Below are 15,047 nucleotides of genomic sequence, written 5' to 3' on the forward strand. Positions count from 1 at the left end.
TTTTATTAATGGCAATATAGATATTTAATGTGAGCGCCGATCGATAAGTGCTTATTACAGGGCATGTGCAGCAAAAACCCCCGGCCATAGGGCCGGGGGTTTGTTGTTTTTCTGGACGTGGCCCGTATGGCTGCCCGGATGATCGACTCGTTTAGCTGGGGTCATGCGGCACGCGTACCCAGCCTTCCATCAGTACGCGAGCACTGCGGCTCATGACCGCCTTGGTCACGGTCCATTGGCCGTTTAGCTGTTGCGCCTCGGCGCCAACGCGCAAAGTGCCTGATGGGTGGCCGAAGCGCACCGCGTTTTTTTCGCCACCGCCAGCGGCAAGATTGACCAGCGTGCCGGGAATGGCCGCCGCGGTACCGATGGCCACCGCACAGGTGCCCATCATCGCGTGGTGTAACTTGCCCATAGACAGTGCCCGCACCAAGAGATCAATGTCGGCGGCGTGTATGGTCTTGCCGCTGGACGACACATAAGCGGCCGGTGGTGCGACAAAGGCGATCTTGGGCGTGTGCTGGCGTTTGCCGGCTTCATCCACATCCTGAATCAGCCCCATTGCCAGCGCACCATAGGCGCGTATGGTTTCGAAGCGGTTTAGCGCGGCAGCGTCGCCATTGATCGCATCCTGTAACTCGGTGCCGCAGTAGCCGATGTCGGCCGCATTGACGAATACGGTGGGAATGCCGGCGTTGATCATGGTCGCCTTGAAAGTGCCGACACCGGGCACCTCCAGTTCGTCGACCAGTTTGCCGGTCGGGAACATCGCGCCGCCACCATCGCCATCCGCGTCGGCGGCCGGATCGAGAAACTCGATCGCGACTTCGGCCGCCGGGAAGGTGACGCCATCAAGCTCGAAGTCGCCGCTTTCCTGCACTTCGCCGGCGCTGATCGGCACGTGGGCGATGATGGTCTTGCCGATGTTTGCCTGCCAGATGCGCACGGTGCAGATGCCGCTTTCGGGGATGCGTACGGCGTCTACCAGCCCGCCGGCAATGGCGAAGGCACCGACGGCGGCGGTCAGATTGCCGCAGTTGCCGCTCCAGTCGACGAAGGCCTGGTCTATGGAGACCTGACCGAACAGGTAGTCGACGTCGTGTCCGTCACGGCAGCTCTTGCTGATAATGGCGGTCTTGCTGGTGCTGGAGGTGGCGCCGCCCATGCCGTCTATCTGCTTACCGTAGGGGTCGGGGCTGCCGATTACGCGCAGCATCAGCGCGTCGCGTGCTGTTCCCGGCTGCTGTGCAGCTTCTGGCAGATCTTGCAGCCGAAAAAGGACGCCCTTGCTGGTGCCGCCGCGCATATACGTGGCGGGAATGCGTATCTGGGGAAGGTAGGCCATGAATGCAATCCTGAAGGTAGTGGGGAGGGCAGGCCGCAGGCCGTCACCCTCCCTGAGTAGCGGTGGCGGTGGTTTACGCCATGATGCGGTGTCAACCACCCCGGTCTGCGATAAGTGGGTCAGGCCGCAGCGCCGGTGCCCGACTCGAGGAAGTCCTGCGCGAAGCGCTGCAGTACACCGCCGGCCTCGTAGATGGACACTTCCTCGGCGGTATCCAGACGGCAGGTAACCGGCACTTCCAGGCATGCGCCATCCTTGCGCGCGATCACCAGCGTCAGCGTGGCGCGCGGCTTGAAGTCGCCGATCACGTCATAGGTCTCGCTGCCATCGAGCTTCAGCGTCAGGCGGTTGACACCGGGCTTGAATTCCAGCGGCAGCACGCCCATGCCGACCAGGTTGGTGCGGTGAATACGCTCGAAGCCTTCGGCGACGATGGCCTCGACCCCGGCCAGGCGCACGCCCTTGGCCGCCCAGTCACGCGAGCTGCCCTGGCCGTAGTCGGCGCCGGCGACGATGATCAAGGGCTGTTTGCGCGCCATATAGGTCTCGATCGCTTCCCACATGCGGGTGACCTTGCCCTCAGGCTCGATGCGGGCGAGCGATCCCTGCCTGACCGTACCGTCTGCGTTTTTCACCATCTCGTTGAATAGCTTGGGATTGGCGAAAGTCGCGCGCTGCGCGGTCAGGTGGTCGCCGCGATGGGTGGCGTAGGAGTTGAAGTCCTCCTCGGGCAGGCCCATTTTGGCCAGATACTCACCGGCGGCGCTATCCAGCATGATGGCGTTGGAGGGCGACAGGTGGTCGGTGGTGATGTTGTCCGGCAATACCGCCAGCGGGCGCATGCCCTTGAGGGTACGTGCGCCGGCCAGCGCGCCTTCCCAGTAGGGCGGACGGCGGATATAGGTGCTTTCTGGGCGCCAGTCATACAGCGGGCTATCGGCTTCGGTGACGGTGCCCAGATCGAACATCGGGATGTACACCTGGCGGAACTGCTCCGGCTTGACGCTGGCGGCAACGATGGTGTCGATCTCTTCGTCGCTAGGCCAGATATCGGCCAGACGGATCTCGCGACCGTCGACCACGCCCAGTACATCCTTTTCAATATCAAAGTGCATGGTGCCGGCGATGGCGTAGGCCACGACCAAAGGCGGCGAGGCGAGGAAGGCCTGCTTGGCGTAGGGATGGATGCGGCCGTCGAAGTTGCGGTTGCCCGATAACACTGCCGTCGTATACAGGTCGCGGTCTATGATTTCCTGCTGGATTTTCGGGTCCAGCGCGCCGGACATGCCGTTGCAGGTGGTGCAGGCAAAGGCCACGATGCCGAAGCCCAGCTTTTCCAGATCATGCAGCAGGCCGGCTTCTTTCAGGTACAGTTCGGCCACTTTGGAGCCCGGTGCGAACGAGGACTTGACCCACGGCTTGCGCACGAGGCCCAGCTGATTGGCCTTCTTGGCCAAGAGGCCGGCAGCCACGACGTTGCGCGGGTTGCTGGTGTTGGTGCAGCTGGTGATGGCGGCGATGATGACCGCGCCGTCCGGCATCAGCCCCTGCGCTTCTTCGATACGGGCGGCCGCGAGTTTGGTCTCATCCGCAATTCCGCGCTCGGCAAGCGCCGAGGTTGGCAGGCGGCGGTGCGGGTTGGACGGGCCGGCCATATTGCGCACCACGGTCGAGAGATCGAACTCCAGTACGCGGCCGTACTCGGCTGTTTCAAGGCTGTCGGCCCACAGGCCTGTGGTGCGGGCATAGTTTTCCACTAGCGCCACCTGCTCGGGCTCGCGCCCGGTCAGCTTGAGATAGCTGATGGTCTGCGCATCGATATAGAACATCGCCGCCGTGGCGCCGTATTCCGGACACATATTGGAGATGGTCGCTCTGTCGCCGATGGACAGGCTGTTTGCGCCTTCACCGAAGAATTCCAGCCAGGCCGAGACCACGCGTTCGCGGCGCAAAAACTCGGTCAGCGCCAGTACGATATCGGTGGCGGTGATGCCGCGTGGGCGACGGCCGGTGAGCTTGACACCGACGATGTCGGGCAGGCGCATCATCGAGGCGCGGCCCAGCATTACCGTTTCGGCTTCAAGGCCGCCGACGCCGATGGCGATGACGCCCAGTGCGTCCACGTGCGGGGTGTGGCTGTCGGTGCCGACGCAGGTGTCGGGGAAGGCTATGCCGTCACGCACCTGGATGACCGGCGACATTTTCTCCAGATTGATCTGGTGCATGATGCCGTTGCCGGCCGGAATCACGTCCACGTTCTTGAATGCGGTGCGGGTCCAGTCGATAAAGTGGAAGCGGTCTTCGTTGCGGCGGTCTTCGATAACACGGTTTTTCTGGAAGGCATCCGGGTCGAAGCCGCCGCACTCGACGGCCAGTGAGTGGTCGACGATCAGTTGGGTCGGTACCACCGGGTTTACCAGCGACGGGTCGCCGCCCTGTTCGGCGATCGCATCACGCAGGCCGGCGAGGTCGACTAGCGCGGTCTGCCCGAGGATGTCGTGGCAGACTACGCGCGCCGGGTACCATGGGAAATCCAGATCCTGACGCCGCTCTATCAGCTGAGTGAGGGCAGCCGTGAGCTCGGCAGGGTCGCAGCGGCGTACCAGGTTTTCGGCCAGCACGCGCGAAGTGTAGGGCAGCTTGTCGTAGGCGCCGCTCTGGATGGCATCGACCGCCGTGCGGGTGTCGAAATAGTTCAGGGTGGTGCCGGCCAGCGGTTTGCGGTGTGTAGTATTCATGGCGTCAGGAATCAATAAAGTGAGTAGGTGGAAATGGCGCGTGCTCCGGATAGGCGTTTCCGTTTGCCCCGCGCCACTTCCGGCCTTTAATCAGCGCTGGGCCAGCGGCACAAAAACCTGATCGTCCGGACCCGTGTAGTTGGCCGAAGGACGAATGATTTTGCCGTCTATGCGCTGCTCGATCACGTGCGCGCTCCAGCCCGAGGTACGCGCAATCACGAACAGCGGGGTGAACATCGCGGTCGGCACACCCATCATGTGGTAGGACACGGCGGAAAACCAGTCGAGATTGGGGAACATCTTTTTGATGTCCCACATTACGGTCTCAAGGCGTTCGGCAATGTCGAACATCTTGCTGTCACCGGCCGAGATCGACAGGCTTTGGGCCACTTCCTTGATGACCACATTGCGCGGGTCGGAAATGGTGTAGACCGGGTGGCCGAAGCCGATGACCACTTCCTTCTTCTCGACGCGGGCCTTGATGTCGTTTTCCGCTTCGTCCGGCGTGTCGTAACGCTTCTGGATTTCGAACGCCACCTCGTTGGCGCCGCCATGCTTGGGGCCGCGCAGTGCACCGATGGCACCGGTAATGGCCGAGTACATGTCGGAGCCGGTGCCGGCGATCACGCGACCGGCAAAGGTGCTGGCATTGAATTCGTGTTCGGCGTACAGGATCAGCGAGGTGTGCATCGCCTTGACCCACAGCTCGGACGGCTTTTCACCGTGCAACAGGTGCAGGAAGTGGCCGCCGATCGAGTCGTCGTCGGTTTGAACATCAATGCGTTTGCCGTTGTGGCTGAAGTGGTACCAGTAAAGCAGCATCGAGCCGAAACTGGCCATCAGACGGTCGGCAATATCGCGCGCGCCGGCGATATTATGGTCGTCCTTTTCGGGTAGGGTGCAGCCCAGTGCCGATACGCCGGTGCGCATCACGTCCATCGGGTGGGCCGAGGCCGGTAGCGCCTCAAGTACGGTCGTGACGGCAGCGGGCAGGCCGCGTAGTGCCTTGAGCTTGGCCTTGTAGCCGGTAAGCTCGGCGATATTGGGCAGCTTGCCGTGTACCAGCAGGTAGGCGACTTCCTCGAATTCGCAACGGTCGGCGATGTCTAGGATGTCGTAGCCGCGATAGCTCAGATCGTTGCCGGTGCGACCGACGGTGCACAGTGCGGTATTGCCGGCGGCGACGCCGGACAGGGCGACGGATTTTTTCGGTTTACCGATTACTACTTCAGTCATGTCTTTCTCCTTTGCAGATAGCAGTGCGGACGCGGCTTATTGGTTTTTTTCCTGTTGAAACAGAGCGTCCAGTTTTTGTTCGTAATCGTGGTAGCCCAGGTGCTCGTACAGATCCATGCGGGTCTGCATGGTGTCGACCACATGTGCCTGCGTGCCGTCGCGGCGTAGTGCCTGATAAACATTCAGTGCCGCTTTGGAGGCGGCGCGGAAGGTCGATAGCGGATAGAGCACCAGCGACACGCCGTTCTTGCCCAACTCTTCGGTGGTGTAAAGCGGGGTGGCACCAAATTCGGTGATATTGGCCAGTACCGGCACTTTCACCGCTTCGGCGAATTGCTTGTACATGGCAAGGTCGGTGATCGCTTCAGGGAAAATCATGTCGGCGCCGGCCTCGACGCAGGCGATGGCGCGCTCGATGGCGGCTTCCAGTCCTTCGACTGCCAGCGCGTCGGTACGCGCCATGATCACCATGTCGCCTTTGCGTGCATCGGCCGCAGCCTTGACGCGGTCAACCATCTCGTCCTTGCTGACGATGGCCTTGTTCGGGCGGTGGCCGCAGCGTTTTTGCTGGACCTGATCCTCGATGTGGACGGCGGCCGCACCGGCTTTTTCCAGACTGCGTACTGCGCGGGCGATATTGAAGGCACCGCCCCAGCCGGTATCAATGTCGACCAGTAGCGGCAGCTCGGTGACGTCGGTAATGCGGCGCACATCGATCAGTACGTCTTCCAGCGTGGTAATGCCAAGATCGGGAATGCCGCATGAGCAGGCTGCGACTCCACCGCCGGACAAATACAGCGCCTTGAAGCCGGAATGTTCGGCCAGACGGGCAAAATAGGCATTGACCGCGCCGACAACCTGTAGCGGCTTTTCCTGCTCGACGGCAAGGCGGAAACGTTGACCTGGTGTGTGCATCTGAACATCCTTGGGCTGAGTGATTGCTCTTAATTCTAGCAAGTGCTTGGTAAAAACAAAACGGCAGGCTTACAAATTTTTCTCTATCAGCATATTTATGCGCTGAAGTGTGGCGAAATTGCCTGCATTGTCGTTGCCGTGCGCCGCAAGAGAGCCCGCTTTGTCTGGTCGTGTGCCGGTTTTGCTTTGCAGCAGCGTCTGTTAAGGTGAATGCCTCTTACTGCAAGAACTTATACAAGACATGCAAGTCACAACATCAGCCTCCAAAAAAAATGCAAAAAGGCATGGAGCAAATCAGGGGGCTTTACAAGAAAATGAGTGATCGGGAACTCGATCAGCAACTGGTGGAGCGTGTCCAGCGTGGGGAAAAGCGGGCCTTCGATTTGCTGGTTTCCAAATATCAGCGGCGTTTGGGTCGCTTGTTGTCCCGGTTTATCAAGGACAGCGCGGATATCGAGGATGTGACGCAGGAAGCGTTTATCAAAGCGTACCGGGCATTGCCTTCATTTCGCGGTGAAAGTGCTTTTTATACTTGGCTTTACCGCATCGGCATCAATACGGCCAAGAACTTTCTCAGCGCCAATGGTCGAAGACCGGTGTTCAAGGCTGGGGCCGAAGATGAAGACGGTGAGGTTTATGACCTGAGCGCTCAGGTGCCTGACTATCACACGCCTGAAACGGAAATGATGAACCGCCAGATCGTGGAGACGGTCAATCAGGCGGTGAGTGTCCTGCCCGAGGATCTGCGTACGGCCATTACCCTGCGTGAAATGGACGGCCTCAGCTATGAGGAAATTGCCCAAGTGATGAATTGTCCGATCGGTACGGTGAGATCGAGAATATTTCGTGCACGGGAAGCGATCGCTACCCAGTTGCGACCGCTACTGGATACGGCAAAAGACAAGAGGTGGTAGTTATGAAAGAAAATCTCTCTGCGCTGATGGATGGCGAGCTTGATGATATGGCTGGTCAGCGTGCCATTGACGAGATACAGCAGGATGCCGCACTGAAGGATAGCTGGGATATGTATCACCTGATTGGCGAAGCCATGCGTGACGGCCCGGCGTTGACGCTGGATGTGCGGCACGAAGTCGGCGCCGCGCTGGTCGCAGAGCCGACCGTATTGGCACCGCGTGGCCACTGGCATAAGCCTGCGCTCAAGATGCGCCATTATGCGATGGCTGCATCCATGGCGTTTGCGGCAGCGGTAGGTTGGGTGGGCTGGCAGCAGAACGAACCACCGCTGGTAGTTGCAAAGGCGACCGAAATACAGGTGTTCAGCCCGGTCGATGCGGTGGACGCGCCCTATTTGCTGGCCCATCAGGAGATGGCGGGCGATATTGATAGCGGCCTTAAACGGGTTGCTTATGGCGCAGCCGGGACAAAGGTGGCGCATTGATGTCATCCAGGCTTTTTGTACTGTGGGGTATTCTGCTGGCGTCCGGTGTGCAGGCGAGTGCGGTTGATGACTGGGCCTTGCTGGATAAAGTGGCGCAGGCTGGACGGAGCCAGACCTTGGCCGGCAGCTATTTGCACCAGATAGGTAGCGCTTCCGAGACCTTCCGTATCCAGCGTGTGGTGTCCAAAGGGCAAATCAGGGAGCGGCGTCATTCGCTGGATGGTTTGCCACGCGAGATTATCCGTCATGGCGAGGTGCTGATTAGCGCCGCACCCGATGCCCGCTCTTTGATGGCGGCGAAAATCAGCAGTGCCAAGCTGTTCCCTGCCATTTTCCCCGAAAACGCGGCGGGTTTGGCCGATAGTTATGCCTTGAGCCGTCTGGGGCCGGATAGGGTGGCGTCGCGTGAGTGCTTGTGGTTGCAGCTAAAACCGTTGGAAAGCGAGCAGCGTTATGTGCAGCGCGTGTGCATAGACAAGGCAAGCAAGCTGCCGCTCAAGCTGCTTACGCTGGATTCGCGTCAAGAGATGGTCGAGGCATTCAGTTTTATTGATCTGGATTACCGTGCGCCAAATGAAAAGGTCAGTGTGCGGCCAACATACAAGTTGAGTTCCAAGTCTGCCGCCGTGCCTGCCGAAATGGTGGCCCAGAATGAGTCGCTGGATATCAAGGGTATTCCAAAAGGTTTTCACCTGTTACGTGAAGTGATCCGTAAAATGCCGGGCGCGGATGGTGCAGAGCCGGCGCGTCATCTGGTATATAGCGATGGCCTCGTCATGTTCTCGCTGTTTGTCGAGCATGCCCGCGGTGCCCGGCCTGCCCCTGCGTTGACGCACGGCCCCATCTCGGTGGTGACGGACGACGAGGGCGAATATAGGCTGACACTGGTTGGCGATTTGCCTGAGGCCGGTTTGCTGGCTATCGCCCGCCATATCCGTATCGGCAAAAAATCATGATAGAAACCGAAGCGCGGGTGTTGCGCGTAGAGCAGGGTGCCGCATGGGTAGAGCCCCGGCCGCATACGCCCTGTGGGCAGTGTGATGCAGGGGGAGGCTGCCGTTCGGTCAGTATTGCCCGGCTGTTTACCGGTCGTGAACCCGTTTTTCGGGTGCTGGACGCCTTGGGTGCCCGTGTTGGCGATCGGGTTGTGGTTGCGGTTCCAGAGCGCAGTTTGCGGCTTAGCGTGATGCTGATGTATGTGCTACCGCTGCTGGCTTTATTTGCCGGAGCAGCCATCGGCGCTCTCTTTGGTGAATTGCCATCGGCGCTCGCCGGTATTGCCGGTTTGCTGGCTAGTTTGCTGTTGGTGCGCCAGCGGGCGCAGCGCCTGTCGGCTGATCAGCGGTTTCAGCCGCAGATTGCGCACATTGTGCCTGCGGATGCCATTACTGTCGCCGTGCCTTCTGCATGCCGTTCGAAAAAATGATGACAGTACGCGCTGATTAAAGAGAAAAGCATGAAGTTGACCTTGATGTTTCGTGACTATTGCAGTCTGTGCCATGCCATGCGCGATGCGCTCGCACCATGGCAGGCGCGCTACGGTTTTACGCTTGATATTGTCGACGTCGATAGCGATCCGGTGCTGGAAGAAAAGTACAACGAGTTGGTGCCGGTGTTGCTGGATGAAGAGGGCGAGATCTGTCACTGGCATTTGAACGAGGCGGTGCTGGCAGAACGTTTGGCTGCACATGCCGGCGAAATCCGCTAGAATCGCGCACTAATTGAGACCAGTACGAGGGGACTGTACGTGCCCTCGTCTTTTTGTTGTCTGCGAGCCTGATGAAACACATACGCAATTTTTCTATCATTGCCCATATCGACCACGGTAAATCCACCCTGGCCGACCGCTTTATCCAATTCTGTGGTGGCCTGGAGCTGCGCGAAATGAGTGCGCAGGTGCTCGACTCGATGGATATCGAGAAAGAGCGCGGCATCACCATCAAGGCGCAAACTGCCGCCTTGCACTACAAGGCGCGAAATGGCGAGGTTTATAACCTCAACCTGATCGACACCCCGGGGCACGTCGATTTCAGTTATGAAGTGTCGCGCTCGCTGTCGGCGTGCGAGGGTGCGCTGCTGGTGGTTGATGCCTCGCAAGGCGTAGAAGCCCAGACCGTAGCCAACTGCTACACCGCTATCGACCTTGGCGTCGAAGTCGTGCCGGTGCTGAACAAGATCGACCTGCCTGCGGCCGAGCCCGAGCGTGTGGCGCAGGAAATAGAAGACATTATCGGCATCGAGGCGACCGATGCGGTGCGTGCTTCGGCCAAATCCGGCATCGGCATCGAGGATATTCTTGAGATGCTGATTGTCAAGATTCCGCCACCGGTGGGTGATGTGGATGCACCGCTTAAGGCGCTGATCATCGACTCGTGGTTTGATAATTACGTCGGTGTGGTGATGCTGGTGCGGGTCAAGGATGGCGTGATCCGTCCTAAAGATAAAATCAAATTCATGGCGACCGGTGCCGAGCACCTGTGCGAACAGGTCGGCGTATTTACGCCTAAAGCCTTGCAGCGCACCGAACTCAGAGCCGGTGAAGTGGGCTTTATTATTGCCGGCATCAAGGACATCAAGTCGGCCAAGGTGGGTGACACCATTACGCTGATGAAGCATCCGGCCAGCGAAGCACTGCCGGGCTTCAAGGAAGTGCAGTCACAGGTGTTTGCCGGTCTGTATCCGGTAGAGAGCCACGACTACGACAATCTGCGCGATGCGCTGGAAAAGTTGCAGCTGAATGACGCGTCGCTGCGTTACGAGCCTGAAGTGTCGCAGGCGCTGGGCTTCGGTTTCCGTTGCGGCTTCCTGGGCCTGTTGCATCTGGAGATCGTACAGGAACGCCTCGAACGCGAGTTCGACATGGACCTGATCACCACCGCGCCGACCGTGGTGTACGAGCTACTGATGAAAGACGGCGAAGTCATTCATGTGGAGAACCCGTCCAAACTGCCGGAACCGGCCAAGGTCGAGGAGATTCGCGAGCCCATCATTACCGCCCACATCCTGATGCCTCAGGAATATGTAGGTGCAGTGATGACGCTGTGTAACGGCAAGCGTGGCGTGCAGCGCAATATGCAGTATCTGGGCCGTCAGGTGATGCTGACCTACGATATGCCGATGAACGAAGTGGTGATGGACTTCTTCGACAAGCTCAAGTCCACCAGTCGAGGCTACGCTTCGCTGGATTACGACTTCAAGGAATATCAGGCCGCGGATCTCGTTAAGCTGGATATTCTGGTCAATAGCGAGAAGGTCGATGCATTGTCGCTGATCGTGCACCGTCAGAGCGCACAATTCCGCGGTCGTGCGGTGGCGGCCAAGATGCGTGAACTGATCCCGCGCCAGATGTTCGACATTGCGGTGCAGGCGGCTATCGGTGCGCACATTATCGCGCGTGAAACCATCAAGGCATTGCGCAAGAACGTACTGGCCAAGTGCTACGGCGGCGACATCACCCGTAAAAAGAAGCTGCTGGAAAAGCAGAAAGCCGGTAAGCGCCGCATGAAACAGGTCGGCAATGTGGAGATTCCACAGGAAGCCTTCCTCGCCATCTTGCAAGTAGGGGATAAATAAGTGAGCGGGAATCTGTTCTGGGTGTTTGTCGTTGCGGCGCTGATCGGCATTGCGCTGATCGCGTCGGCCGGCAAGAAGGAAGCAGGCGCCAAAGAGTGGCCGGCTACCGTGCAGTGGGGCTATATCGCCCTGCTGGTTGGTGTGTTTGGCGTGCTTTCAAGCTGGATGAGTTTTTCGGCCGTGATGCTGGTGATCGTGCTGGTGACCGGCTTTGGCTGGGCGCTGGACCGCTTCTATCTGGCCGGGCGTCGTGCGCCGGGTGAAGAGCCCGGCCATGTCGTCGATAATGCCAAGGGCTTTTTCCCCATCATTCTGGTGGTCTTCCTGTTGCGCTCGTTTATTGCAGAGCCGTTCCAGATCCCCAGTAGCTCGATGCGTCCGGGGCTGATTGTTGGCGACTTCATTCTGGTCAACAAGTTTACCTATGGCATCCGCGTGCCGGTGTTGAACAAGGTCGTGGTGCCGATGGACAAGGTGGCGCGTGGTGATGTGGCGGTATTCAACTTCCCGCCCAATCCGCGTGTCGACTACATCAAACGGGTGGTCGGTTTGCCGGGGGATACGGTCGAGTACCGTAACAAGAGCCTGAGCATCAATGGCAAACCGATACCGGATGTGGCCGATGGCAGCTACGACTATCTGGAGCAGGGGCTGGCGATGATACGCAACGACCAGTACCGCGAAACCCTGCCGTCCGAGCCCGAGGCCAAAAGCTACAAGGTACTGAAGATTCCGCAAGCGCCAGCCTATGATCCGGCACAGGTGCGCGACTTCCCGTACCGCGACAACTGCCAGTATGCTGAAGACGGTTTTGTGTGCAAAGTGCCGGCAGGCCACTACTTCATGCTGGGCGACAACCGTGACAATAGTCTGGATGGCCGCTACTGGGGTTTTGTGGCGGATGAACTGCTGGTGGGCAAGGCCTTTTTGATCTGGATGAATTTTGGCGACTTCTCGCGTGTCGGTATGAAAATAAGCTGATTCTGATGCCCGAGTATTGCCCGGTCCCCGCATGCTTGTTTGCTGCGGGGATTATGTTTTTTACCGTATCCGCTTTGGCCGTGAGTGCCGGCGGGTTTAGAATGCAGTCTATTGCCGTCTGTTTGGACGGCGCAACCATACAGGAGCAGGGCGTATGCGTACTCGGGAACGCGGTTTGTCTGCGATATCACTATTGATGACGATGCTGCTGGCGGGAGCGCTGATACTGGGGTTTTTCCGGGTCGTTCCGGTCTATGCCGAGTATTTCGAGATCAAAAATGCCTTGGATGACATGGCTAAGTCGCCGAATTCAGAAGGCGAGTTCGGGCTGCGCCAGGAGTTTGCGCGCCGCGCTGGTGTGAACGACATTACCTCCATCAGCTCGCGCGACCTTTTGATCAGTGCGCCGGTTGGCCAGTCGCCGGTGATTGCCGTCTCATGGCGCCGTGAAGTGCCGATGGTCTCGAACATGAGCCTGCTTTTCGATTTCAACATTCACGCCGGCCAGACGGCCGGTATGCAACCCTAAGCCGTGACCCAACATAAAGATATCCAATTTCGCCGCCTCTGCGAGGCATTAGGCTACCGTTTTAACCGTCCCGAGTGGCTGCGTCAGGCGTTGACGCACCGCAGTTACGGCACCCCGAACAACGAGCGGCTCGAGTTTGTCGGTGACAGCATCCTCAACTATACCGTTGCCCGCATGCTGTATGACCGCTTCCCGCAGCTGACTGAAGGCGAGCTGTCGCGTCTTCGCGCCAATCTGGTTAATCAGCAGACGCTGTCCGAGCTGGCTTTGGTGCTTAAGCTGGGTGACGAGCTGTATCTGGGCGAGGGCGAGCTCAAGAGCGGTGGCTTTAACCGTCCGTCGATTCTGGCCGACGCGCTGGAAGCGACCTTTGCTGCTGTCAGTTTCGATGCCGACTTTGCCGCCGCCGAAGGGGTGGTGCGCCATCTGTATCGTGCCCGGGTCGAGGCTATCGATCCGACCCGCCATGCCAAGGACGCCAAGACACGCTTGCAGGAAGCACTGCAGGCGCGCAAATACCCGCTGCCGAAATACCGCATCCTGAGTCAACTTGGTGAGGCACACGAGCAGCATTTCAAGGTGGCATGCGAGCTGGGTGATCTGGGTATCGATACCAGTGGTGAAGGCAATAGCCGGCGCATGGCCGAGCAGCAGGCTGCCGAAGTGGCGCTATTGCTGCTGGACGAAAAATTCAAACTAGGCAAAAAATGACCGAAACCTCTTATCGCTGCGGCTTTGTGGCCATCGTCGGCCGCCCCAATGTGGGCAAATCGACGCTGATGAACCACTTGATAGGCCAGAAGATCAGCATCACCTCCAAAAAGGCGCAAACCACGCGCCATCGTGTCACCGGCATTCACACCAGTGATCACAGCCAGTTCGTGTTCGTTGATACGCCGGGCTTTCAGACTTTTCACGGCGGCGCACTCAACGAGACGCTGAACAAGAGTGTCAAGGACACGCTGGGTAGCGTCGATTGCGTGATGTTCGTGCTGGAAGCCAAGCGTTTTACGCCGGCCGACCGTGAAGTGATGGCGCTGCTGCCGAAGCATATCCCGGTCATGCTGGTGGTCAACAAGGTGGACAAGGCCAAGGACAAGCTTGAGCTGGCCAACTTCATCGACGATGTGCGCGCCGAGTTCCCGTTTGTCGATGCCGAAGTCGTCAGCGCCAAACATGGCCAGCGCATTGCCGAACTGCTGGAAAAGATTGCGCCTTATCTGCCGGAATCGGTGCCGCTGTATCCGGAAGACATGATCACCGACAAGAGCCAGCGCTTCCTCGCCGCCGAGATCGTGCGCGAGAAACTGTTCCGCTATCTGGGCGAGGAGCTGCCGTATTCGATGAACGTCGAAGTCGAGCAGTTCGAGGTGGATGGGGCGCTGTACCGCATCCATATTGCCATCCTGGTCGACAAGGAAGGGCAGAAACCCATCGTGATCGGCAAGGGCGGCGAGAAGCTGAAAAAGATCTCGACCGAGGCGCGTCTGGATATGGAAGCGCTGTTCGATACCAAGGTCTATCTCGAAGTCTGGGTCAAGGTGAAGTCCGGCTGGGCCGACGATGTGCGTTTCCTTAAGGAATTCGGCCTGTAATCATGTTTGCGCGCACTCCAGAACCGCCTTACTGGGCGGTGATCTTCTCCAGTCAGCGCACGGCGCAGGATGACGGCTATGGCGACATGGCCGATGCCATGCTGGCGCTGGCGGCAGGGCAGCCGGGCTATCTCGGTGTCGAGAGCGTGCGCGGGGATGACGGCTTCGGCATCACTGTGTCGTACTGGGCTAGTGAAGACGCGGTTGTGGCGTGGAAGGCCGAAGGCCGTCACCGGCTGGCACAGGCCGAGGGTTACGCGTGCTGGTACGCGCAGCTTTTCACCCGGGTGGCCTGCGTCAAGCGCGATCACCACTGGATGCGGGTCTGATGCAGCCGGGCAAGATAGACCGCCAGAGCGGCTATATCCTGCATGCGCAAGCCTATCGCGAGACCAGTCTGCTGCTGGATGTGCTGACGTGCGATTACGGCCGTGTGGCCATGGTGGCGCGCGGTGCCCGTAGGCCGCGTGCCGAGCTGCGCGGCCTGTTGCTGCCGTTTCAGCCCTTGTCGCTGGCGTGGTTCGGCAAGAACGAACTGCGCACCCTGCACCGTGCCGAGTGGCAGGGTGGGGTGCGTCTGCTCGGCGGCCAGGCGCTGGTGTGCTGTTTTTATCTGAATGAATTACTGGTGCGTCTCACGACCCGTGAAGACCCGTCGCCGGCGACTATCGCGGCTTACGATCATGCCGTGCGCAGCCTGGCTGCGGGCGAGGCGCACGGCGTGGTGTTGCGCCGC

General features: G+C 59.3%; 16 protein-coding genes. 12 read left to right on the top strand and 4 right to left on the bottom strand.

Translation table 11 applies throughout. From position 1 onward, the window contains the following. Nucleotides 1–151: 151 nt before the first annotated feature. From prpF to prpB, 4 genes are all read right to left on the bottom strand, one after another. On the bottom strand, nucleotides 152–1,345 hold the full coding sequence (gene prpF, locus ACRC1E_RS14380; protein ID WP_438515787.1) for a 2-methylaconitate cis-trans isomerase PrpF: 1,194 nt from the start codon (nucleotides 1,343–1,345) through the stop codon (nucleotides 152–154). Between the two features lie 119 nt (nucleotides 1,346–1,464). Further along, complete coding sequence (gene acnD / locus ACRC1E_RS14385; protein WP_438515788.1) at nucleotides 1,465–4,083, bottom strand: Fe/S-dependent 2-methylisocitrate dehydratase AcnD; 2,619 nt, start codon at nucleotides 4,081–4,083, stop codon at nucleotides 1,465–1,467. Between the two features lie 90 nt (nucleotides 4,084–4,173). After that, nucleotides 4,174–5,319 carry a bifunctional 2-methylcitrate synthase/citrate synthase gene (prpC, locus tag ACRC1E_RS14390; RefSeq protein ID WP_438515789.1) on the bottom strand — a complete coding sequence of 382 codons (1,146 nt, stop codon included), beginning with the start codon at nucleotides 5,317–5,319 and terminating at the stop codon, nucleotides 4,174–4,176. Between the two features lie 36 nt (nucleotides 5,320–5,355). Next, nucleotides 5,356–6,234: a methylisocitrate lyase gene (gene prpB / locus ACRC1E_RS14395; protein ID WP_438515790.1), complete on the bottom strand. Its 879-nt coding sequence runs from the start codon at nucleotides 6,232–6,234 to the stop codon at nucleotides 5,356–5,358. Between the two features lie 314 nt (nucleotides 6,235–6,548). Here prpB and rpoE point away from each other — a divergent pair, with 314 nt between their 5' ends. The 12 genes from rpoE to recO all read left to right on the top strand — a co-directional run. Then, nucleotides 6,549–7,148 (top strand): RNA polymerase sigma factor RpoE, encoded by a 600-nt coding sequence (gene rpoE / locus ACRC1E_RS14400; protein ID WP_438515803.1) that lies wholly within the window; start codon nucleotides 6,549–6,551, stop codon nucleotides 7,146–7,148. 2 nt (nucleotides 7,149–7,150) lie between these two features. Beyond that, nucleotides 7,151–7,633 (top strand): sigma-E factor negative regulatory protein, encoded by a 483-nt coding sequence (locus ACRC1E_RS14405; protein WP_438515791.1) that lies wholly within the window; start codon nucleotides 7,151–7,153, stop codon nucleotides 7,631–7,633. Next, nucleotides 7,633–8,589, top strand: a complete 957-nt coding sequence (locus ACRC1E_RS14410) for a MucB/RseB C-terminal domain-containing protein (RefSeq protein ID WP_438515792.1) — start codon at nucleotides 7,633–7,635, stop codon at nucleotides 8,587–8,589. The genes ACRC1E_RS14405 and ACRC1E_RS14410 overlap by 1 nt, the downstream gene beginning before the upstream one ends. Then, complete coding sequence (locus ACRC1E_RS14415; protein ID WP_438515794.1) at nucleotides 8,586–9,059, top strand: SoxR reducing system RseC family protein; 474 nt, start codon at nucleotides 8,586–8,588, stop codon at nucleotides 9,057–9,059. Before ACRC1E_RS14410 ends, ACRC1E_RS14415 begins: the two co-directional genes overlap by 4 nt. 30 nt (nucleotides 9,060–9,089) lie before the next feature. Then, nucleotides 9,090–9,341 carry a glutaredoxin family protein gene (locus ACRC1E_RS14420; RefSeq protein ID WP_438515795.1) on the top strand — a complete coding sequence of 84 codons (252 nt, stop codon included), beginning with the start codon at nucleotides 9,090–9,092 and terminating at the stop codon, nucleotides 9,339–9,341. 71 nt (nucleotides 9,342–9,412) lie between these two features. Further along, on the top strand, nucleotides 9,413–11,206 hold the full coding sequence (lepA, locus tag ACRC1E_RS14425; RefSeq protein WP_438515796.1) for a translation elongation factor 4: 1,794 nt from the start codon (nucleotides 9,413–9,415) through the stop codon (nucleotides 11,204–11,206). Beyond that, on the top strand, nucleotides 11,207–12,187 hold the full coding sequence (gene lepB, locus ACRC1E_RS14430) for a signal peptidase I (RefSeq protein ID WP_438515797.1): 981 nt from the start codon (nucleotides 11,207–11,209) through the stop codon (nucleotides 12,185–12,187). A gap of 154 nt (nucleotides 12,188–12,341) precedes the next feature. After that, nucleotides 12,342–12,716 (top strand): DUF4845 domain-containing protein, encoded by a 375-nt coding sequence (locus ACRC1E_RS14435; RefSeq protein WP_438515798.1) that lies wholly within the window; start codon nucleotides 12,342–12,344, stop codon nucleotides 12,714–12,716. A 3-nt stretch (nucleotides 12,717–12,719) separates the two neighbouring features. Then, complete coding sequence (gene rnc / locus ACRC1E_RS14440) at nucleotides 12,720–13,427, top strand: ribonuclease III (RefSeq protein WP_438515799.1); 708 nt, start codon at nucleotides 12,720–12,722, stop codon at nucleotides 13,425–13,427. Then, nucleotides 13,424–14,311 carry a GTPase Era gene (gene era, locus ACRC1E_RS14445; protein ID WP_438515800.1) on the top strand — a complete coding sequence of 296 codons (888 nt, stop codon included), beginning with the start codon at nucleotides 13,424–13,426 and terminating at the stop codon, nucleotides 14,309–14,311. The genes rnc and era overlap by 4 nt, the downstream gene beginning before the upstream one ends. Nucleotides 14,312–14,313: 2 nt before the next feature. After that, entirely contained in the window at nucleotides 14,314–14,640 is a 327-nt protein-coding gene (locus ACRC1E_RS14450) for an antibiotic biosynthesis monooxygenase family protein (protein WP_438515801.1), read from the top strand. Beyond that, a partial coding sequence (gene recO, locus ACRC1E_RS14455) for a DNA repair protein RecO (RefSeq protein WP_438515802.1) occupies nucleotides 14,640–15,047 on the top strand: 408 nt, incomplete at its 3' end. The genes ACRC1E_RS14450 and recO, both read left to right, overlap by 1 nt.

Origin of the sequence: Craterilacuibacter sp. (assembly GCF_051659485.1) — a bacterium.
Lineage (GTDB): Bacteria > Pseudomonadota > Gammaproteobacteria > Burkholderiales > Chromobacteriaceae > Craterilacuibacter.